Genomic DNA, 19,345 nt, shown 5'->3' with positions numbered 1-19,345 from the left:
TCGCGGCCTTGTGGACGAGTCCGTTGATCTGCCGCAGCCACCGCTTTCAGCCACGCGCGCCGACCATGAGGCCGGCTTTCCGGACGCCCGTCCGCCAGACCGCCACGACTGCGGATGACCTATCTCTCGCGCTATTCGCGCATCGCCGTGTTCGTCATGCGCTATCGCCGCGCCGGCGTGCTGCGCGGCGTACCCGGCCATCGGCGCGGCGGGGAACTTGCCGACGAGCGCCTGCCGCAACGCCTGGTCGCAGACCTTGAACGCCTGGGGCCCGCCTTCATCAAGCTGGGCCAGGCGCTGTCGTGCCGGCCCGACCTGGTGCGCGCGCCGTTCCTGGCGGCGCTGACGCGCATCCAGGACCGCGTCGAGCCGATCGGCGTCGAGGAAGTGCGCGCGGTGATCGCGCGGGAACTGGGCGCGCCGCCGGAACAGCTGTTCCGCTTCTTCGATCCGGTGCCGCTGGCGGCCGGTTCGCTGGCGCAGGTGCATGCGGTAGTGCTGCCGGACGGCATGGAGGCGGTGGTGAAGGTGCAGCGCCCCGGCATCGCGCAACGCATCCGCTCCGACCTGGACGCACTGGAACGCCTCGCGCTCACCGCGCAACGGCATACCGAAGTGGGCCGGCGCTACGGCTTCGTGCCGTGGATCGCCGAGCTGCGCCGCAGCCTGCTCAATGAGCTGGACTTCATGGCCGAGGCCAATCACCTGGAAACCTTTCGCCGCCACCTGGAAGGCTATCGCGGTCTGTACATCCCCACGCCGTTTTTCGAGTTCACCACCTCGCGCGTGCTCGCCATGGCCCGCGTGCGCGGGCACAAGCTCGGTGCGCCGCCGGCGGGCGAAGCGCAACCGCCGCGTGCGGAACTGGCTGGCGAGCTGCTGTCGGCCTACGTCGACCAGGTGTTCGTGCATGGCCTGATCCATGCCGATCCGCATCCGGGCAATCTGGTCCTGATGGAGGACGGGCGCCTGGGCCTGCTCGACTTCGGCATGGTCACCAGCCTCTCGCCGGCCATGCGCAACGACCTGTTGCGCCTGATGCTGGCCGCCGCCGATGGCGACGGCGACGGCGTGGCGGAGATCGGCGAGCGCCTGTGCGTGGTGCTGCCTGAGATGGATCGCGCCGCCTACCGTCGCGCGGTGTGCCATGTGGTATTGCGCTATGCCAGCGCCAGCGACCAGAGCCGGCTGGAAGAAGGGCGGTTGCTGCTGTCGCTCACCCGCATCGGCGCCGACAACGGCCTGCGCCCGCCGGCCGAACTGAGCCTGCTCGGCCGCGCGCTGCTCAACCTGGAACCGGCGCTGGCGCGCCTGGCCGACAACCTGCCCACGCGCGAAATGATGCGCACGCGCCTGCTCGAGGTGGTGGCCGCGCAACTGCTGCGGCCGGTGTCGCAGGCGCGCGGTGGCGCCCTGCTGCTGGAAGCGCAGCGCTTTTCCATCAACGCGCCCGGCCAGCTCGGCCGTTTCGCCGAGATCCTCGCCGACAACCGCCTGCGCGTGCGCATCGACGGCCTCGAGGAATCGCACCTGATCGAGAACCTGCAGAAGATCGCCAATCGCATTGCCGCCGGCGTGATCACCGCCGCGCTGCTGATCGCCGGCGCGCTGATCGCGCGGCTGGCGCCGGCGGGTTCCGGTTACGGCTACCTGGCGGGCGCGATGTTCGCGCTGGCCGGCATCGTGGGTTTCGGGCTCGTGGTCAATGCGCTGCGGCGGGACCGCTCGCCGCCGGACGACACCGACGCTGGCCGCTAGCGCTTGGCCTGGATGCCGGGCAGCTCCAGCCGCACCAGGTACTGGCGCACGATGTCCGGCAGGTGCTCGCGCAGCCACTGGGCCATGGCTTCCTCCTGCTGCAGGATTTCCTCGCACATGCCGGCTACTTCCGGCTGCGCGGCCACTTCCGCCGCGGTGGCCAGCGTGCGGTAGACCACCACTTCCATCGATTCGAACGAATAGGTGAGCACCAGGCTCTTCACCACTTCGTCGGTGGAGGCCACCTGCAACAGCCCATGGCCGAGCGCGAGGAAGCGTGCGCTGAACTGGCGCAGGCCGGAAGGCTCCGCGCCGAGCTCGCGCAGGCAGTTCTCCAGCCGGGCCTGCTGCTCGCAGGTCTCGGCCAGATGGTCGACGATGCGATCGCGCAGGCGCGGGTAGTGCTGCAGCCGGCGGATGTGCGTCTTGAGCATTTCCTCGGACTGCACTTCCATGGCGTGCGCGTTGCGCAACCAGTCGAGCAGTTGGTCGCGGGCGGTATTCATCGGTGAGCCTCGCAGGTCAGATCTTCAACCGTCCGACTGTTCCTCGGGCCGCGCCTGCGGGCTGGTGCCGCACGCAGGATGTCCGCAGCCGCACAGGGTCTCCTGCAGCTGGCTGCCCGCCGCCTTGCGGCAGTGTTCGCTGCAGAACTCGCCCTGCGCCGACACCGTGCATTTGCATGGCTGGTGGCCGCATTTGAAGCCTTGCTGTGCCATGGTGGATGCTCCTTCGCGACGGGGCAGTCACTCTCGCGCCGCGGCCGTCCAGCGGCCGTGACCCGCATGTGAGCGATACGGCAAGGCGCGCCGCGCAGCGGTGGTAAACCGGCCTGCATGCGCCATCGCGCGGCATTAACGCCAGCCGACCCAACATGTTCTGGATGAGCCCCGTTGCGGAGGACTCACTGTGAAGGGCGAACACGCATGATGCTTCCTCGCCAGGGTTATTTCGACGATCGCGAGCACGCCGCCGAGCGCCTTGCCGAAGCGCTGCTGGCGTACCGCGGCAGGCATCCGCTGGTGCTGGCCATTCCGCGCGGCGGCGTGCCGATCGGCCGCGTACTGGCCGACCGGCTCGACGGCGATCTCGACGTGGTGCTGGTGCGCAAGCTCGGCGCACCCGGGCAGGAGGAATTCGCGGTGGGCGCGGTGAGCGAGGACGGCCAGCTGCTGGTCGCCGAACATGCGGCCCGCGCGGGCGCCGACGATGCTTACCTGCGCGGGGAGCTGGCGCGCCAGCTCGAAGTGATCGCTCGCCGCCGCGAACTCTACAGCGCGCATCGCGAGGCGCTCGATCCCACCGGCCGCACCGTCATCGTGGTCGACGACGGCCTCGCCACCGGCGCCACCATGCGCGCCGCACTCGCCGCGGTGCGCGCGGCGGGACCGCAGTCCCTGGTCTGCGCCGTGCCGGTCGCTTCGCCGCGCAGCCTGGCCGAGGTGCGGCCGCTGTGCGACGACGTGGTGTGTCCGGCCGCGCCGCGCGAATTCCAGGCGGTGAGCCAGTATTACCGTGCGTTCTCCGCGGTGACGGACGACGAAGTCGTGCGCCTGCTCGCGCGGCAGCCCGCGCCCGCCGGTGCGATGCAGGCCGTGCGCATACCCGCCGACGGCGTGCGCCTCGAAGGCGACCTGCATGTGCCCGATGCAGCCAGCGGGCTGGTGGTGTTCGCGCATGGCAGCGGCAGCAGCCGCTTCAGCCCGCGCAATCGGCAGGTGGCCGAGGCACTGGCGCAGCACGGCCTGGCCACCTTGCTGTTCGATCTGCTCGGTGCCGAGGAGGACGTCGCGCTCGCCGCGCGTTTCGATATCGAGCGCCTGGCCGGCCGTCTCGAAGCGGCGGTGGAGTGGGCGGTGCGCCTGCCGTCACTGGCACGGCTGCCGCTGGGCCTGTTCGGCGCCAGCACCGGCGCGGCCGCCGCGCTGGCGGTGGCCGCGCGCCTGCCGCGCGCGGTCAAGGCGGTGGTCTCGCGCGGCGGACGTCCGGACCTGGCCGGCCATGCGGTACTCGGCGATGTGCAGGCGCCCACCTTGCTGATCGTCGGCAGTGCGGATACTGACGTGATCACGCTCAACAAGTCCGCGCTCGCCTCCATGACGCATACGGTCGAACTGGTGCTGGTGCCCGGCGCCACGCATCTGTTCGACGAACCCGGCGCACTGGAGCACGTCGCCGCGCTGGCGGGGGCGTGGTTCCGGCAATGGCTGCAATAGCGATCAGGGCTTGCTGTACGCCAGGTGCAGGGTGATCTGGTCACCGGCCTTCAGCGACGCCATGGCTGCCGGCGGGAAGTGCACTTTCAGCGCCATGCCGCCGGCATTCACATCGACCGTGCCGGTCTTCGGATCGGTCGATGTGACCGTGGCGGGCATGGCGTGGCGGCCCATTTCGCCGGCGTTGGTCATGCCGGACTGGCTCATGTCGGTATGCGCCGACGATGCCTTGTTCGACGGCGCGTTCTGCGCCACCGCCGGGCCGGCGGCGAACAGGAGCAGCAGGAGGAGGAACGGAATGCGGCGCGGAGCGGGCGTGCGTTTCATGGCTCGCCTCCATCGATGCGGAGAGTCCCGAAGCATGCGCCGGCGCGCGTCAAGGAAGGCTGAAAAACCACTTACTTTCCTGGAGGACGCGACATGCCTTATCGCCATAACGAAGACCTGCCCGACAGCGTGCGCGCACACCTTCCCGCGCACGCGCAGGACATCTACCGCGAAGCGTTCAACCATGCGTACGAGGAACACGCGCAGGACCCGCGCCAGGAAGAAGCCTCGCACCGCATCGCCTGGGCGGCGGTGAAACACAGCTACGAGAAACGTGGCGACCGCTGGGTGCCGATCGGCTAAGGACAGTAGATTGGGGTGAGCCGCAGGCGAACCCCAACGTCGTGAGTTTCACACGCGTCGCCACGTTGGGGTTTGCCCTTCGGCTCACCCCAACCTACTCGAACAGCATCAGCACCGCCGGGGACCAGCTGTAGTCATACAGCGCCTCGGTCCGCACGGTGGCGAAGCCGGCCTCGCGCAGTTCCTCCAGCCAGGCCTGCACCGGCTGTTCCCAGTTGGACGGCCGCGAGGCCTGGCGCAACTGGCCCAGCAGCATCGGTGCGAGGAAACCGCCGGCGACCAGCTCTGCATCACGTGCATAGGCGGCCAGCGCGCGCTCGTAGCGCTGCGCGAGCGAGGCGAAGTACCTGGCGCTGCCAGGCTCCAGCACAGGTACGTCGAATTCCACCAGGGCCAACTGGCGCACGTGCGGACGCAGGCGACGCAGCGTCTGCCTGCGTTCCGCCGGCGGCAGCGACTGCAGCGCGAACGTGGACTGCGCCAGATCCCATTGCTGCTCCGCGCGCAGCGAGGCTGCGAAGTCCTGCGCGCTGATCGGCCAGGCCAGCAGATGCTCGAGCGGCAGGTGGATCGAGCGCAGCGCCTCGGACGCATGGCCGAGCAGCGCCGGCGAAGGTTCGACCAGATCCAGATGGCGCGGTGCGCGGCGCGCGCCCTGCAGCGCGGGAATCAGCGCCATGCCGTCGCCGCAGCCCAGGTCCAGCAGCGAAGCCGCCGGCAGCGTGTCGTACAGCCGCGCCAGCGCCGCGCTGGTTGCCCGGTACAGCGGCAGGTTGTCGCCGCCGCGGATAAAGGCTTCGAACGCCGCTGGCCGGTCGTAGGCCGTGCGCGCGCCGTCCTCGTCAAGCAGGTCGAGCAGCGCCTGCGCGAGCAGGGCGCCATCGTCGCCGGCCGCGCGCAGCGCATCGCGCGCCCGTGCCTGCTCGTCGCCGGCGATCGCGGCCAACGCTTCGGCCAGGCGGCGGGTGGAAGGGCTGTTCTGCATGGACACGTCCTTGGGGCGAAGGGTGGAAAGCGGGTCGCGCCGGGGAAGGTGGATCATGCCATGACCCGTACTCGCCTCTTATTTCTTTCCATTTCTTCCCATTTCTTGCGATTGACCCCTCGCGTAAGTCTTTGTTGCGCCGCGGCTTGCCACGATCCAAATTACATATGAAATTCTGTTTCGCCAGTAAACATGGCTGCCTGAGGGGCGGCCGGGAGGGTGGGGCGATGACACAGCCAGCGAGCCTGCGGAACACCGAAGCGGACGGGGCGGTCCTGCATCTGCGCTCGTCCGCGGCCCATGACACGGACGCGCAGCGCCCCTTCCTGGCTGCCGATATCGGTGGCACCCATGCCCGGCTCGGCCTGGTCGCTGCGCAGCCGGAAGGCGCCCCCCGCGTGCTGGCCTACCGCAGCTTCCGCTGCGCCGACCACCCGCACCTGGACGACATCGTGCGCATGTTCTGCGCCGAGCTCGACGCGCGCCCGCGCGAACTGGTGCTGGCCAGTGCCGGCTACCTGCACGCCGGCGTGGTGGTGAACCGCAATCTCGCCTGGCCGCTGGTGCCGGCCACCCTGGCGCACGAGCTGCGCCTGGAGCGCGTGCGCTTCCTCAACGATTTCGAGGCGCTGGCGCACGCCATCGCCTATGTCGACGAACACAGCTCGGTCTCGCTCAAGACCGCCTTCGCACCGGATGCCGGCAAGGGCCCGATCGCGGTGATCGGCCCCGGCACCGGGCTCGGCGCCGCGGTGTGGTTCCCCGGCGAGCCGCCGCGCGTGATCGCCACCGAGGCGGGGCAGATCCAGCTCGCCGCGCGCGGCGGCCTGGAGCGCGAAGTGCTCGACCGCATCGCCCCTTCCGATTGCCACACGCCTTACGAGGCGGTGCTGTCCGGCCCCGGCCTGCATCGCCTCTATGCCGCACTGTGCGCGGTGTACGACCGCTACCCCTCCTGCGCGGAACCGGCCGACGTGGTCGCCGCCGCGGAAGCCGGCGACGAAGTGGCCTACGAGGCCGTGCAGATGTTCGGCGGCTGGATGGGCTCCTTCGCGGGCGACCTGGCCATGCTCTACGGCGCCACTGGCGGCGTGTACCTGGCCGGCGGTTTTCTCTCGCGCATCGTCGACCTGCTGCGCTGCGGCCCGCTGGTCGAGCGCTTCCTCGACAAGGGCGTGATGCGCCCGTTCCTGCACAAGGTCCCCATTCGCGTGGTGGACCACGGCCAGCTCGGCGTCGTCGGTGCCGCCAGCTGGCATCTGCATACCCGCACCGCGACACAGGCGCCGGGATAAGGGCCGACACCGTCCGAGCGGGCGGGATATCTACACACAGCACAGCCTCGCTGCGGACGTCCTGGGAGGGGCCTCCGCGGTAAAACCAACGAAAGGGGTGGGACCTGATGATCAAGCACGGCAAAAAACTCCTCTGCGCGAGCATCCTGTGCGGCCTTGGCCTCGCCGGCGCCGCGCATGCACAGAACGACACCGCCGCCGCGGCGCCGCAGGACAGCAAGACCCCTGCGAGCAGCGACAAGAGCAACAAGACGCCGCAGCAGCGCGCCCAGGACAAGCAGGCGCAGAACCTCCAGCAGGTGACGGTGACCGGCTACCGCGAGAGCCTGGCCAAGGCGATCGAGATCAAGCGCAACGCCAACGCCATCGTCGATGCGATCAATGCCGAGGACATCGGCAAGTTCCCCGACACCAACGCCGCCGAATCGCTCTCGCACCTGCCGGGCATCTCGGTGGACCGCCAGTTCGGCGAAGGCGAGAAGGTCAGCATCAACGGCACCGACCCCGCGCTCAACCGCGTGCTGATCAACGGCCAGACCATCGCCTCCGGCGACTGGGGCGGCAACCCCACCGACACCAGCGGCCGCACCTTCAACTACACCCTGCTGTCGCCGGAAATCATCGGCAACATGCAGGTATACAAGTCGCCCGAGGCGCATATCGACGAAGGCAGCATCGGCGGTACGGTGATCGTCAATACGCGTAAGCCGCTGGACCTGCCGGCCAATACGCTGCGCGGTTCGCTCGGCTACAGCTACAACGACCGCTCGGAAGAAGGCAATCCGCGTGGCTCGGTGCTGTGGAGCTGGAAGAACAGCGACAGCACCTTCGGCTTCCTGACCGCGGTGACGCACGACAAGGAGAACCTGTCGCGCGCCGGCATCGAGTTCTTCGGCTACTCCACGCCCGGCACCAGCATTCCGTCGACGGCGACCGTGCACGGCAGCGGCGACGTGGCCACCGCCAAGTACCCGGTCGGCATCAACAGCTCCTACTTCCAGCAGGTGCGCAAGCGTGACGGCATCCAGTCCGCGCTGCAGTGGCGCCCGGACGAAAAGAACGAGTTCAACCTGACCGGCATCTACGTCCGCGGCTCGTACAACAACTTCAGTGAATCGCGCTACGTCTGCCCGGGCTGCGGCGACACCAACAAGATCACCGACCTGACCGTCAACAACGGCTACATCACCAACGCGACGGTGTCGGCCAATACCGGCAACGGCCAGCCGTATGCCGAGCTCGACGCCAACTACCGCATGTCGAAGGTGACCACCAAGAGCCTCAACCTGCGCCACGACTACAACGGCGACAAGTGGATCCTGACCAGCCAGGTCGGTTACACCGCCGCCCGCGGCGGCAAGGACCCCGAGTACCTGATGAAGTACCTGCTGAACTCGGGCGGCTACAACTTCAGCTACGACGGCCGCAACACCTCGGTGAACTACGACAACGGCTCGGCTTCCAACTGGGGCCTGCCGGCGTCGCCGGCCGGTTCGCCCCCGGGCGATTCGACCCTCAACGGCAAGTACCAGGCCGGCGGCATCTACTACGAGACCACCAAGGACCGCGAGCGCTACGCCCAGTTCGACGCCAGCCGCGACCTGGAGTGGGGCCCGATCTACCAGGTGCAGATGGGCTTCAAGTACATCAACCACGTCAACTCGCAGTTCTCGCAGGGCAACCGCATCAACACCACCGATGCGATCTCGCTCACGGACTTCGAGCCGGGCACCACGCCGGGAAACCTGTATGACGGCCTGCACGCCGGCGGCGACCTGACCGACTGGCCGACCGCCAACCTCGGTGCGGTGAAGTCCTACCTCAACGGCCAGCCGCAGGGTCCGTACAACCTCAACTATCCGTCGATCTACAACGTGCGCGAGATGACGCGCGACCTGTACACGCAGTTCAACTACAACGCCGGCGGCTTCCGCGGTAACTTCGGCGTGCGCTATGTGGACACCACGGACAAGTCCACCTATTACCAGTCGAACAACGGCGGCGCCTATTATCTGACGCAGGGCAAGACGCACTATTACAAGCCGCTGCCGAGCTTCAACATCGCCTACGACATCGACGACAGCAAGGTGGCGCGCTTCGGTGTGTCCAAGGTGATCGCGCGCCCGCGCTATTCGGACCTGGCCGGCTCGGTGTCGTTGAACTGCACCGGCGGCAGCACCGGCAATTGCACCGGCAGTGCGGGCAATCCGAACCTCAAGCCGTATTCGTCCACCAACTACGACCTGGCCGGCGAGTGGTATTTCGCGCCTTCCAGCATGCTTGGCGCCGAAGTGTTCTACCGCAAGATCGGCAACTACATCGTCAGCACCACCGACGAGCGCACTTTCCTCGATCCGACCACCGGCCAGACCAATCTCTACACCATCACCTCGCCGGTGAACGTCTCCAACGCCAAGGTGCGCGGCATCTCCCTGCTGTACCAACAGGATCTCGGCCATGGCTTCGGCGTGCAGACCAACTACACCTACGCGCATGCCGACACCAGCACCGGCCTGAACCTGCCGTACCTGTCGAAGAACACCTTCAACATCATCCCGTACTTCGAGAAGGGGCCGTGGTCGGCACGCGTGAACTACAGCTGGCGTTCGCCGTACTTCACCCAGATCGGCCGCCTCGACTCGCATGTGTTCGCGGACCAGTACAAGGAACTGGACTTCAGTGCCTCGTACCAGGTCAACCAGTGGATGTCCGTCACCTTCAGCGCCACCAACCTGCTGGATTCCACCTACTACTGGTACAACGACGTGAAGTACGCCCCGATCGGCGAATACAAGAACGGCCGCACCTTCGCCGTCGGCGTCAACTTCAAGCTGTAAAGCAAAGCCTTTAGGCGCCGGGCCGGCCACGGCGGGATCGATCTCCCCTCCGCCGTGGCCGGCCCTTTTTTCTTCCCGGCGATCCGCATCGCGTCTGGGCGGAAATGTGCGCGCAACAGCATTTCCGGCGAACGGGCCCGGCTGACCGTCGGGCTCGCATGGCCTGGCCGGCGGCCAGCCGCTATGATCTTGCGATGCCTCGGCCCAGGGCGGCCATCGAGGCAAGGGCGCTTTCCTCCGTTCGATGAGGGAAGGCGGACCACCGGCAAGCCATGGAGGGCGGATGCAAGCGAAGGCGAGCGGAATGCGTTTGATGCTGGCCTGCCTCGCGGCATGGGCCTGCCAGGCCGCGATGGCGACGGCCTCGATGCCCGCTTCCGCATCGGTTTCCTCCGCCGCCGCTCCCGTGGCGGGTCAGGCATGGACCGGCTACAGCGACCGGCCGGTGCCGGCGCGGCTCGGACCGAACACTTTCCGCTTTCCCATGAACCTCTACGAGAGCCAGGTCGGCCCGGATCGCGACGGCGCGCGCCTCAACCTGGCCTGGCCGGCGCTGGAAGCGCTGCCGGCGGGAGCGCGCGCCGCGGCCGGCTACAGCGAGACCTGGGGCAGCCGCAGCATCGACATCGACCTGCGCTACATGGAGCGCCCGCTGCTCGATGCACTGCTGCCCGCGCTGATCAACGAAGGCCCGCCCGGGCGCTCGTTCGCCGCGCCGGACGATCCCGCGCAACACCGCAGCCTGCGTATCGAGGGCGAGCCGGTGCACGGGCTTACGCCGTACTACGCCGATCCCGGCAAGCTTGCCGCCTACTTTCGCGCCCACGGCATCGACGCCAGCGGCGACAACCTCGCGCGCAACGGCGACGACTGGTACCTGGCGCGCGACGAGGCGGGGCGCCTGCGCACGGTCATCGTCTGCACTTCGCGCACCATCGCGGGCGCGCGCCTGATCGGCGGCAAGCTGCAGAACACGCCGCCCGGCGTGGAGCGCGGCGGCTGCCGCCAGACCTTCACCGTCCCCGCCTACGGCTTGCGCATCAGCGTGTTCTACCTGCGCGCCTACCTGGTGGACTGGAAACGCATCGAAGAGCGCATATCGGGCCTGCTGGAACGGTATCGCGCCACGCCCCCCTGAACCGGCGCACGCAAGCGCAAGGAGATTCGATCTATGGATGGACTGAACGCACAGGACATGGAAGTGCTCGGCTATTACGCCCGTCAGGGCAATCGCGAGCGCTACTGGAACTACCTGGCGCAGCACGAAGGCGCCGACGGCTACGGCCTGCTCGCCCTGGGCGTGGTGCGCAACGACAACATGCCCGGCGCCGTCGCCAATCTGTACGCGCAGAACTACGCCTACAGCCGCAACCACACCATCCTGAGCGAACGCGGCTGGGAGGAGTTCGGCCAGGACCTGGTGCGGGTGGACTTCGCGCGCCGCGCCGCGCATTTCAACGGCGGCTCGCCGGAGCTGGCGCTCAACCTGCCGGTGAGGGACGTGCAGGAAGCCCACGCCGAAGCGTTCGCGCGCAAGCGCATCGACGCGGATGCCTGGACCCCCAACCGCCTGCTCGACGCCGCGCGCCGCCACGGCGGTGAGGCCGCGATGGAAGGGGCCTGGCACACCATGCTGGACAACGGTCGGCTCGGTGTCTGGCGCGGCTACGACACGCTCGCCGCGGTGGTGGCGAAGTATGGCGACGACGAGATGCGCCGCGCCGAATACGTCAAGGACATGGGCGTGGCCTATGCCGGCGCGACGACGACGTCGCCGCAGGTCGATCCGAACGTGATCCATCGCGGCAACGACCGCTACGAATTCATTCCGCGCACCCAGCAATGGCTGCACGACGCGCGCAGCGACATCGCCGAATTCGGCTTCCGCACGCCCGCCACCACCGTCACCGATCCCAAGGAACGCGCCGAACTGGACGATGCCCGGCAGGTGCGGCTGGAGCGCGAACACAAGGCACAAGAAATCCATCCGGCCGATCCGTTCCGTGCCATCGCCAGGAGTCCGTTCGTGCTTGCCGAGAACGGGCAGCCGGCGCAGCCGGCGCCCGAGCCCGGCGCCGCCAGGCTTGCCGCGCGCGACGTGGCGCCTGCGCTGTACGACGAATTGAAGCAGCGCTTGCCTGCCGGCATGTCGGAAGACCGCGTCGCGCAGATCACGCTCGCCGCGAAGGAGGGCGGCGTCAAAGCGGGTCACGTCCGCGCCGTGCTCGTCGAGAACGACACCGTCTACGTCGCCGGCCGCATCCCGGGCATGCTCGGCCAGGTGGACCTGCATACGCCAGCGCCACCGCTGCAGGAGACTCTGCAACGCTCGGCCGCGCTCGAGCAGCGGCCGCAGGAGGTGCAGGTGGCGCAGCAGCAGGGGCCCAGGCCGGGCTAGCCGGGGCCGCGCGCGGTTGCGCTAAAGTCCCGCCTTTGCGGCTCCGCGCGACGCGGGCCGACCGAATGGGATGCCGATGCGCGCGAAGCGATTCACCCTGGTCGATGTGTTTTCCGCCGAGGCGTTTCGCGGCAATCCCGTCGCCATCGTGCACGACGCCGATGGCCTGACGGACGACGACATGCTGGCGCTGGCGCGCTGGACCCAGCTGAGCGAAACCTGTTTCCTGCTGCCGCCGGACGATCCGCGCGCCGACTATCGCGTGCGCATCTTCTCCAGCCTGCGCGAAATGCCTTTCGCCGGCCACCCGACGCTGGGCGCCTGCCATGCCTGGCTGGCGGCCGGCGGCCAGGCGCGGGACGGGGAGGTGCTGCAGTCCTGCGCCGTGGGGCTGGTCCGCGTGCGCGTCGAGGGGCGACAGCGGGCTTTTGCCGCACCGCCCATGCTGCGCACCGACGCGGTCGACGAGTCATTGGTGGCGGCCATCCTTCCTGCCTTCGGGCTGCGCCGCGATGAAGTGCTGCATGCCCGCTGGGTCGACAATGGCGCGGGCTGGCTCGCGCTGATGCTCGGCGATCGTGCGCGCCTGCTCGGATTGACGCCGGATCTAGCGGGTCTGCAGGGCATCCCGATCGGTCTATGTGCGCCCTGGCCCGGCGGCGATGCCTTGTTCGAAGTGCGCGCTTTCATCGGCGGCGATGCGGTGCCCGAGGATCCGGCCACCGGCAGCCTCAACGCCGGCCTCGCACGCTGGCTGCTGGACCAGGGTATGGCGCCGCCGTCCTTCGTGATTGCCCAGGGCACCGCGCTCGGACGCGCTGGCCGCATCCATGTGCGCAGCGATGGCACGGACCTGTGGATCGGCGGCGTCTGCTCGACGCGCGTGGAGGGGCAGCTCTTTCCTTAGCATTGCTCGGCGATACCGCTTCGCCCATGCAGCTTGCTTCCCATGTCCGGGCCAGGGGTTCATGCTGCCGGCTTGGTCATCCGTGCCACACCGAAGAGGGCCCGATGGAATTCCGCGACGAAGATTTAAGTCACTACGCCGCGCACGGCACGCCGCCGTTGCCGACGCCGGTGCGGGAACTGCGCGTGTCCCATGCGGGCGCTTCGATCTGGTGCGGCGTATACGGCGAAGGAGCACCGGTGCTCCTCCTGCACGGGGCGTTCAACCAGGCCGCCGATTGGAGCCGCCAGATCGCAGCGCTCACTGCGGCAGGCTACGGCGCGATCGCCATCGACAACCGCGGCCGCGGGCGCAGTACGCTGGGTGCGGAGCCGCTGAGCTACGCGCTGGAAGCCGAAGAAGTGCTGGCGGTGATGGATGCGCTGGAACTGCCGGCAGCCGCGATCGTGGGCTGGAGCGACGGCGCCATCATCGGTCTGACCCTGGCCATGCGGCATCCGCAGCGAGTCGGCCGCGTGTTCGCATTCGGTACCGTGATGCATCTGGACGGATTGAAGCCGCTGGATATGGACGATCCGGTGCTGGGGCGCATGTTCAATCGGGTGAAGCTCGATCACGCGCGCTTTTCGCCGGAGGCGGAGCGCTTCGACGAGATCGCGCAGGCGGTCGATCGGATGACGCAGGCGCAGCCTACCTACGACGATGCCGCGCTGGCGGCGATCCGCGTGCCGGTGGCGATCGTCACGGGCGAGAGCGACGAATTCATTACGCGAGAGCATACGGAGCATCTGGTCAGGGTCATCCCTGGGGCCAGGTCGATCGTCCTGTCTGGAGGAACCCACTTCGCGCTGCTGCAGCGGCCGGAGGAGTTCAATGAAGCCATGTTGGCGTATTTGCGCGAGGCGGTTTGAGTCGCCCGGTCAATCCGCCACGAACCCGATCGTCGCGTGCGTCCCATCGCAGAACGGCTTGTTCTTGCTGCCGCCACAGCGGCACAGGAACGCGCTCGTCACCCTTGCCACCATCCTGCCGGTGCCGCTGACGATTTCGAGATTTCCGCGCACCTTCAATGGTCCGTTCGGCTGCGGCTCGAGATGCAAGGGGCCGTTGCGCATGGCGAGCATGTCAGTGGCCTTGCCGGTCGGCGGTTCGCCGCTGGCCGTAAAGCCCGCATCGTGATGCGAGCCGTCGCAGAACGGCTTGTTCTTCGAGGCGCCGCAGCGGCATAGGGTGGCGCGATAGCCGGCAGGTACGCCGTTGAGATACAGCTCGCCGCGGAAGGCGTAGGGGCCGGCCTCGCGCGTGCCGGCAAGGTTCACCGGCGGCGTCGTTTCGTCGGGCCGGCCATCGCGGCGGCGATATTGGATGGCGCCGGACGGGCAGGCGTGGGCAATCTCGGCCAGGCGTTCCACGTCCACGGTGTCGGGATGGATCCACGGGCCTTGCACATTGGCGAGGAACACGGTCGGCGCGCCGGTGACGCAGAAGCGCGCGTGGATGCAGCGCTTGCTTTCGAACAGCAGGGTGAGCTTCTCGCCTTCGACGCGTTCGATACCGTCTTCCACGCTGGCCGGCGGCGCGGGAGGCGGTGGCGTTGCGGCGATCGCCGGGGCAGGCGCCTGCACAAGGCCGGCCGGGCGGTCCGGATCGAAGCCTTGCGCCGCACTCTGCGCCAACCGCGCCAGCCAGGTCGCGGCCCCCGCAGTGCGCGCATCGCCTGGCTCGTTCAAGCGCACCGCTGCATCCGCCAACTGCTGCAGCCGCTCGATGAAATAGCGCCGCGCACCGGGCCCCGGCGGCAACGCCGACGCATCGCGCAAGGCAATGAACGACAGGCCCGCATGGCATTGCGGATTGGACGGACCGGCCGGCAGCCGTGCGGCGCGTTCGGCCAGCGGCGCGATCGCGCGCATCAGGCCCACCGCCAGGTCCACCGCCAGTGCCTTGTCCGGATCCGGCGACGGCACCGCGTAGGCATAGCCGAGCAGGCGCAGCATCAGGCCGTACGCGGCATTGGCCAGGTCGACGGTGGCGATGGCGCGCGCGTCCTCGATCCACACGCGGCCTTCCGGACGCGGTGGACGCCGCATCACCGGATTGGTCGCCGCGGGGAAGGCCGGCACGAAGTTCGGATCCTCCGCCAGCAAGGCCTGGTATTCCGCACGGATTGCGGCGAATTTCCGGTAGTGCGAGTCCTCGACGTTTTCCTGCGCACCTTCGCCCTGGGTGACGATGGCATCGAAGGCGGCCAGCGCGGTCTTCAGGCAGATCACGCGCTTGCAGCCGGGCAGGTTGGCGTCGGCATCGGTCAACTGCAACTCCGGCGTGCCGCACAGCGCGCCGGACTCGCCATAGGTGTCGACCATGCGGCGCAGGCCTTCTGCGAGCTTCTCGTAGAACTGGCCGACGGTGTCGTAGTCCACGCCCATCGGCGTGAGGCGAGGGCCGTCGGCGCCGCGCACGAAGCTGCGGTCCGCGCTGAAGCCTTCGCCGTCCGGCTCGGCCGAGCCGGCGGGGCGTTCCAGGTAGATGAAGTGTTGCAGCGTGGCCACGTTGAACGGAGCCAGCTTCACAACTACGCCGGCCGGCAGGATGCCGGGGTCCAGCGGGAAGTTGAAGCGGCCGATGCGTGGCGCGCCGCCCAGCGCCACCGTGATGTTCCATACCGCCACCAGGTGGCCCATTTCTTCGGTGGCCACCTGCAGGATGGCGCGCCGCCAGCGCGACACGGCGTCCAGCTGCGCCGGCGTGAGGCCCTCGTCGACCGAGCTCTTCAGCGAGAACGCGGCATACAGGTAAGTGCACATCAGGCAGTGTTCGAGCTCGGCCGCCTCGTACAGCGCGTGCAGCGCCTGCTCGCGGCTGGGCGCGGAAAGGTACGGGTGGTTGCTGGCCATGGGCTGGCTTCCCGGTGAGCTTGAGGGAGGGATCGACGATGCTCCGCCGCGCAAGATAGCGCGGCGCGGCCGTCGCCTGGAAGCCGGCGGTGGTCACGCCCGCCCGGTCGGCAAACGCAAGGGAGATGGTTGGTGAGTGCAAATGACGCTCCCCGTCAAGGCAGCGCGAGCGGCCCTCACTCTCTACAATGCGCCCCTTTTGCCATTCCGGAAGCGCGCGATGACGGACATAGTCGTCAACGAGGAACTCAAGGCCTATATCGACCCCATGACGCCGGACGAGTACGAGGCGCTGGAGCGCAGCATCCTCGCCGAAGGTTGCCGCGACGCCCTGGTGCTGTGGGGCGATACCCTGGTCGACGGCCATCATCGCTATAGCGTATGCCGCAAGCACGACCTGCCGTTCCAGACCATCCAGAACACGCGCTTCCAGTCCATGGAGGACGTGCACCTGTGGATGATCGAACAGCATCTGGGAAGGCGCAGCGTATCGCCGTTCCAGCGCGGGGTGCTGGCGCTGCGCAAGCGCGAAATCCTGGCGGCGCGTCGGGGGAAAGCAAAGGCCAGCGAAGACGAGGCGCCAGCCATGGGCGCGGAAGCCGTGGCGGAAGCGCAGGTCATGCCTGTCGAAGCTCCGGCCGTGGTTTCGGCTGCCGATCCCGTGCCCAGCCGCGACGATCTCGCCCGCGAGGCGCGCCTGAGCCAGAGCCAGGTCGGCCTGATCGAGAAGATCCAGAAGCAGGCCACCGAGGAAGTAGTCGCCGCCGTGAAGTCCGGCATGCTATCGATCAATGCCGCCGCCGCCGTGGCCAGCCTGCCGGTGGAGGAGCAGCGCGCCGCCGCGGAGGCCGGCGGGAAGGAACTGAAGGAAGCCGCCAAGCGCGTGCGCGAGTCGCGGCGCAAGCCGCGCCAGAAAGACGAGGACGAAGGCAAGGCTGCCGCGGAGCCGGTGCTGGCCGAGCGCGAGGAACTGCTCGCGTTGCGCCAGCGCGTGGCCGAGCTGACGGCGGAGAACGCGGAACTGCGCCGGCAACTGGCCGAACTGCAGGGCTGAGGCGGGATGCCATCCGGCATGCTGTGCGCGGGCGGCTGAAGGCTTAGGCTTGCCGGGCCGATGCGCAGGACGGTTGCCGACCGTCAGTGGATCCCGCCGACCAGGAGCCTTCCATGCATGCCTCTCGCCGTTCGCGCCTTGCCCTGTTGCTTGTCCCGCTGTTCGCGTGCCCGGTCGCGCAGGCCGCCACGCCTGCCGCGATCCCGGAAGGCGATGCGCTGGTGCGCACCGTCAATGAGCTGGACCGGAAAGTCTTCGACGCCTACAACAACTGCGACCTGAAGACCTTCGGCGATTACTTCAGTGCGGACGTCGAGTTCTTCCACGACAAGGCCGGACTGATGACCGGCCGCGATGCGGTGGTCGACGCCACCCGCCGCAACATCTGCCACAAGGTGCGCCGCGAGCTGGTCGGCACGCTCGAGGTGTATCCGATCAAGGATTACGGCGCGATCGAGACGGGCACGCATCGCTTCTGCCAGATCGGTTCGAACGCCTGCCAGGGCGAAGGCAAGTTCCTGCACATCTGGCGCTACCAGGACGGCCGGTGGCAACTGGTGCGTGTGGTCAGCTACGACCACCACAGCATCGAGGGCGGCGGCAAGTAAGCGTTGTCGGCGTTGGCTGAACGGCAACCCCCGTCGACGCCCATCAGATCCCGGCGCGCCGGCCCGGAACCTAGGCCCGTCGGCGCCTTCACACTATGCTGTGCGAGCATCGTCGATCGACCAGGGGGACCGGACTGGTGACCGAAGGGTGATCCCATGAGAGTGTCTGGCGTAGGTGGAGGGCTGCTTGCAGTGCTCGCACTGCTGTTCGTAGCCTTGCTGTTCGCCGTCGCGTATTTCACCGACGCGATCGCGCCGAAGGACCTGGCGACCTGGACGTTCCCCTTCGTGGGTACGCTGCTGGGCGCCGTGCTCGCCTTCAAATACCAGGGCATCAACGAGTCCGTGCGGCGCGAGGAGCTGCGTGCCGGCGCGATCAACCGCGCGATCCTGGTGCTGGTGTCGCAGGCGCATTACCTGTCCACCGTGCAGGCCGAGCTCTCCAAGGGCAAGGACAGCTGGCATCAGATCTCCAACCTGCGCGCCTTTCCCAATCCGCCCAGCAGCCATGCGCGCCAGCGCGTGGAAGACCTGACCTTCCTGGTGGAGCGCGGCGACGCCAGCCTGATCGTGGAAGTCGAAGCCTCGCAGCGGCGCTATGACGACTGCATCCTGCATCTGAACATCCGCAACGACCTGCTGTTCGAGATCGTGCATCCGATGGCTGCGCGCGCGGGCATCATGGGCAAGCCGATCACCATGGAGCAGTTCAAGCAGGCGCTGGGCGACATGCATTTCGCGCGGTGGGAAACGGCGGCCACCAGTGTGTACCAGGCGGTTCCCGCGACGCTGGAAGCCATGCCCAAGGTGGCGGCGAAGTTGCGCGATGCGGGGCGGCGATGGTTCCCGCGGCGGAAGTTCATCGAGCGGATCGATATTCCGGTGAGCTAGGCACGAAGGCACCCGCCGGCATGTGTTCATCCGTTCCGGCAAGGCACAGATCCTTCGGTTGCCACGCCGGACGACGGATCACCACCGGCTGCGCGGCGTCATGAAGCACGAGGACCAGCGCCCGCCGCGTCACGCTGCCGGCGCCATACAGCTTCATCGGTACGCCGCCGGCCACGGCGCGGCCTTCACCTGCCTTCAAGGACTGCATGCCGTCGGGCGTCTCCAGGCATTGCTCGCCGTCGATGACATAGAAGACTTCCGGGCCGGCGTGGGTGTGCGGCGGCGAATCCATGTTGGCATCCGTGGTCGCGACCATGTAGGTCGCGGTCTGCATGCCCTTGGTCAACGGCGTGAACGGGCCGATGGTGGCGACATGGCGGCCTCCTTCCGGATTCCAGTTTTCCTCGGCGACCGTCAGCAGCCAGACCTGCCCGTAGGCCTCGATCACGCTGCCGTTGGTACTGCGGGCGACGCGCGCCGCCTTGACGTCGGCGAATGTATCCAGGTGCCAATAAAGCGGTCCACCGGGCGGATTGACCATCGACTCCTGCGCGACGATGTAGCAACCGATGTCGCCCACCTTGTGCGTGCCCAGCGGTTGGCAACCATTGGGCACGCTGGAGCGGTGGTCATGTTGCGCCATGCCTGGCGTGGCGAAGAGGACTGCGAGGGCGAGAGCGGCAAGCTGGAGATTCCGTAGCATCGAGCGCATTCCTTGGCATGTACGAAACAGATCGATGCTAGCGCGGGGGCAGGTGAACGCGGTATCCGCCGAACGGCCAGTACAGCCAGGCGCGATGCTGCCAGCTCGTCATCCCGGCGCAGGCCGGGATCCAGTGACAGTCACGTTGGATTGTCACGTAAAAGTT

At 68.1% G+C, this 19,345-nt stretch carries 18 protein-coding genes; 12 read left to right on the top strand and 6 right to left on the bottom strand.

Annotated features, from left to right (window positions below):
- The first annotated feature begins 114 nt into the window (after positions 1 to 114).
- Positions 115 to 1,758 (top strand): ABC1 kinase family protein, encoded by a 1,644-nt coding sequence (locus BM172_RS01345; protein WP_051548453.1) that lies wholly within the window; start codon positions 115 to 117, stop codon positions 1,756 to 1,758.
- Here BM172_RS01345 and BM172_RS01340 read toward each other — a convergent pair.
- A complete protein-coding gene (locus BM172_RS01340; protein WP_026634301.1) occupies positions 1,755 to 2,264 on the bottom strand; it encodes a ferritin-like domain-containing protein in 510 nt (169 codons plus the stop codon). The genes BM172_RS01345 and BM172_RS01340 overlap by 4 nt on opposite strands.
- Before the next feature lie 24 nt (positions 2,265 to 2,288).
- Positions 2,289 to 2,477 carry a hypothetical protein gene (locus BM172_RS01335; protein WP_026634300.1) on the bottom strand — a complete coding sequence of 63 codons (189 nt, stop codon included), beginning with the start codon at positions 2,475 to 2,477 and terminating at the stop codon, positions 2,289 to 2,291.
- A 207-nt stretch (positions 2,478 to 2,684) separates the two neighbouring features.
- On the opposite strand from BM172_RS01335, the gene BM172_RS01330 reads away from it, so the two are divergent.
- Entirely contained in the window at positions 2,685 to 3,974 is a 1,290-nt protein-coding gene (locus BM172_RS01330) for an alpha/beta fold hydrolase (protein ID WP_026634299.1), read from the top strand.
- A gap of 3 nt (positions 3,975 to 3,977) precedes the next feature.
- Here the strand turns inward: BM172_RS01330 and BM172_RS22710 are convergent, their stop codons facing one another.
- On the bottom strand, positions 3,978 to 4,301 hold the full coding sequence (locus BM172_RS22710) for a hypothetical protein (protein WP_051548452.1): 324 nt from the start codon (positions 4,299 to 4,301) through the stop codon (positions 3,978 to 3,980).
- A 93-nt stretch (positions 4,302 to 4,394) separates the two neighbouring features.
- Here BM172_RS22710 and BM172_RS01320 point away from each other — a divergent pair, with 93 nt between their 5' ends.
- The gene (locus BM172_RS01320) at positions 4,395 to 4,604 is read left to right on the top strand and encodes a ChaB family protein (protein ID WP_026634297.1); all 210 of its coding nucleotides are present in this window, start codon (positions 4,395 to 4,397) and stop codon (positions 4,602 to 4,604) included.
- Positions 4,605 to 4,698: 94 nt separating this feature from the next.
- On the opposite strand, the gene BM172_RS01315 is transcribed toward BM172_RS01320, so the two are convergent.
- Positions 4,699 to 5,589 carry a class I SAM-dependent methyltransferase gene (locus BM172_RS01315; protein WP_026634296.1) on the bottom strand — a complete coding sequence of 297 codons (891 nt, stop codon included), beginning with the start codon at positions 5,587 to 5,589 and terminating at the stop codon, positions 4,699 to 4,701.
- A gap of 227 nt (positions 5,590 to 5,816) precedes the next feature.
- On the opposite strand from BM172_RS01315, the gene BM172_RS01310 reads away from it, so the two are divergent.
- From BM172_RS01310 to BM172_RS01285, 6 genes are all read left to right on the top strand, one after another.
- On the top strand, positions 5,817 to 6,884 hold the full coding sequence (locus BM172_RS01310; protein ID WP_051548451.1) for a glucokinase: 1,068 nt from the start codon (positions 5,817 to 5,819) through the stop codon (positions 6,882 to 6,884).
- Positions 6,885 to 6,991: 107 nt separating this feature from the next.
- Entirely contained in the window at positions 6,992 to 9,721 is a 2,730-nt protein-coding gene (locus BM172_RS01305) for a TonB-dependent receptor (protein ID WP_081805088.1), read from the top strand.
- 304 nt (positions 9,722 to 10,025) lie between these two features.
- Complete coding sequence (locus BM172_RS01300) at positions 10,026 to 10,859, top strand: hypothetical protein (RefSeq protein ID WP_026634293.1); 834 nt, start codon at positions 10,026 to 10,028, stop codon at positions 10,857 to 10,859.
- Between the two features lie 33 nt (positions 10,860 to 10,892).
- Positions 10,893 to 12,119 carry a hypothetical protein gene (locus BM172_RS01295; protein WP_051548450.1) on the top strand — a complete coding sequence of 409 codons (1,227 nt, stop codon included), beginning with the start codon at positions 10,893 to 10,895 and terminating at the stop codon, positions 12,117 to 12,119.
- 76 nt (positions 12,120 to 12,195) lie between these two features.
- Positions 12,196 to 13,026: a PhzF family phenazine biosynthesis protein gene (locus BM172_RS01290; RefSeq protein ID WP_026634292.1), complete on the top strand. Its 831-nt coding sequence runs from the start codon at positions 12,196 to 12,198 to the stop codon at positions 13,024 to 13,026.
- A 104-nt stretch (positions 13,027 to 13,130) separates the two neighbouring features.
- Positions 13,131 to 13,937: an alpha/beta fold hydrolase gene (locus tag BM172_RS01285; protein ID WP_026634291.1), complete on the top strand. Its 807-nt coding sequence runs from the start codon at positions 13,131 to 13,133 to the stop codon at positions 13,935 to 13,937.
- A gap of 9 nt (positions 13,938 to 13,946) precedes the next feature.
- Here the strand turns inward: BM172_RS01285 and BM172_RS01280 are convergent, their stop codons facing one another.
- Positions 13,947 to 15,923, bottom strand: a complete 1,977-nt coding sequence (locus BM172_RS01280) for a ferritin-like domain-containing protein (RefSeq protein WP_081805087.1) — start codon at positions 15,921 to 15,923, stop codon at positions 13,947 to 13,949.
- A 220-nt stretch (positions 15,924 to 16,143) separates the two neighbouring features.
- Here BM172_RS01280 and BM172_RS01275 point away from each other — a divergent pair, with 220 nt between their 5' ends.
- From BM172_RS01275 to BM172_RS01265, 3 genes are all read left to right on the top strand, one after another.
- Entirely contained in the window at positions 16,144 to 16,977 is an 834-nt protein-coding gene (locus tag BM172_RS01275) for a hypothetical protein (protein WP_026634289.1), read from the top strand.
- Positions 16,978 to 17,090: 113 nt separating this feature from the next.
- The gene (locus tag BM172_RS01270) at positions 17,091 to 17,585 is read left to right on the top strand and encodes a nuclear transport factor 2 family protein (RefSeq protein ID WP_081805086.1); all 495 of its coding nucleotides are present in this window, start codon (positions 17,091 to 17,093) and stop codon (positions 17,583 to 17,585) included.
- Between the two features lie 192 nt (positions 17,586 to 17,777).
- A complete protein-coding gene (locus tag BM172_RS01265) occupies positions 17,778 to 18,476 on the top strand; it encodes a hypothetical protein (RefSeq protein WP_026634288.1) in 699 nt (232 codons plus the stop codon).
- Here the strand turns inward: BM172_RS01265 and BM172_RS01260 are convergent.
- A complete protein-coding gene (locus BM172_RS01260; protein WP_143096423.1) occupies positions 18,445 to 19,188 on the bottom strand; it encodes a cupin domain-containing protein in 744 nt (247 codons plus the stop codon). The genes BM172_RS01265 and BM172_RS01260 overlap by 32 nt on opposite strands.
- Between the last annotated feature and the right edge of the window lie 157 nt (positions 19,189 to 19,345).

It is taken from the genome of Dyella marensis (assembly GCF_900112865.1).
In the GTDB taxonomy this organism is placed as follows: Bacteria; Pseudomonadota; Gammaproteobacteria; order Xanthomonadales; family Rhodanobacteraceae; genus Dyella_D; species Dyella_D marensis_A.
The sequence above is the reverse complement of the archived record's forward strand: the minus strand, read 5'-3'. Positions and strand labels throughout refer to the sequence as shown.

Bases quoted from the DNA above. Each gene is read 5' to 3' on its own strand.
- BM172_RS01345 (WP_051548453.1), top strand. From the start codon at position 115: ATGACCTATCTCTCGCGCTATTCGCGCATCGCCGTGTTCGTCATGCGC.
- BM172_RS01340 (WP_026634301.1), bottom strand. From the start codon at position 2,264: ATGAATACCGCCCGCGACCAACTGCTCGACTGGTTGCGCAACGCGCAC.
- BM172_RS01335 (WP_026634300.1), bottom strand. From the start codon at position 2,477: ATGGCACAGCAAGGCTTCAAATGCGGCCACCAGCCATGCAAATGCACG.
- BM172_RS01330 (WP_026634299.1), top strand. From the start codon at position 2,685: ATGATGCTTCCTCGCCAGGGTTATTTCGACGATCGCGAGCACGCCGCC.
- BM172_RS22710 (WP_051548452.1), bottom strand. From the start codon at position 4,301: ATGAAACGCACGCCCGCTCCGCGCCGCATTCCGTTCCTCCTCCTGCTG.
- BM172_RS01320 (WP_026634297.1), top strand. From the start codon at position 4,395: ATGCCTTATCGCCATAACGAAGACCTGCCCGACAGCGTGCGCGCACAC.
- BM172_RS01315 (WP_026634296.1), bottom strand. From the start codon at position 5,589: ATGCAGAACAGCCCTTCCACCCGCCGCCTGGCCGAAGCGTTGGCCGCG.
- BM172_RS01310 (WP_051548451.1), top strand. From the start codon at position 5,817: ATGACACAGCCAGCGAGCCTGCGGAACACCGAAGCGGACGGGGCGGTC.
- BM172_RS01305 (WP_081805088.1), top strand. From the start codon at position 6,992: ATGATCAAGCACGGCAAAAAACTCCTCTGCGCGAGCATCCTGTGCGGC.
- BM172_RS01300 (WP_026634293.1), top strand. From the start codon at position 10,026: ATGCGTTTGATGCTGGCCTGCCTCGCGGCATGGGCCTGCCAGGCCGCG.
- BM172_RS01295 (WP_051548450.1), top strand. From the start codon at position 10,893: ATGGATGGACTGAACGCACAGGACATGGAAGTGCTCGGCTATTACGCC.
- BM172_RS01290 (WP_026634292.1), top strand. From the start codon at position 12,196: ATGCGCGCGAAGCGATTCACCCTGGTCGATGTGTTTTCCGCCGAGGCG.
- BM172_RS01285 (WP_026634291.1), top strand. From the start codon at position 13,131: ATGGAATTCCGCGACGAAGATTTAAGTCACTACGCCGCGCACGGCACG.
- BM172_RS01280 (WP_081805087.1), bottom strand. From the start codon at position 15,923: ATGGCCAGCAACCACCCGTACCTTTCCGCGCCCAGCCGCGAGCAGGCG.
- BM172_RS01275 (WP_026634289.1), top strand. From the start codon at position 16,144: ATGACGGACATAGTCGTCAACGAGGAACTCAAGGCCTATATCGACCCC.
- BM172_RS01270 (WP_081805086.1), top strand. From the start codon at position 17,091: ATGCATGCCTCTCGCCGTTCGCGCCTTGCCCTGTTGCTTGTCCCGCTG.
- BM172_RS01260 (WP_143096423.1), bottom strand. From the start codon at position 19,188: ATGCGCTCGATGCTACGGAATCTCCAGCTTGCCGCTCTCGCCCTCGCA.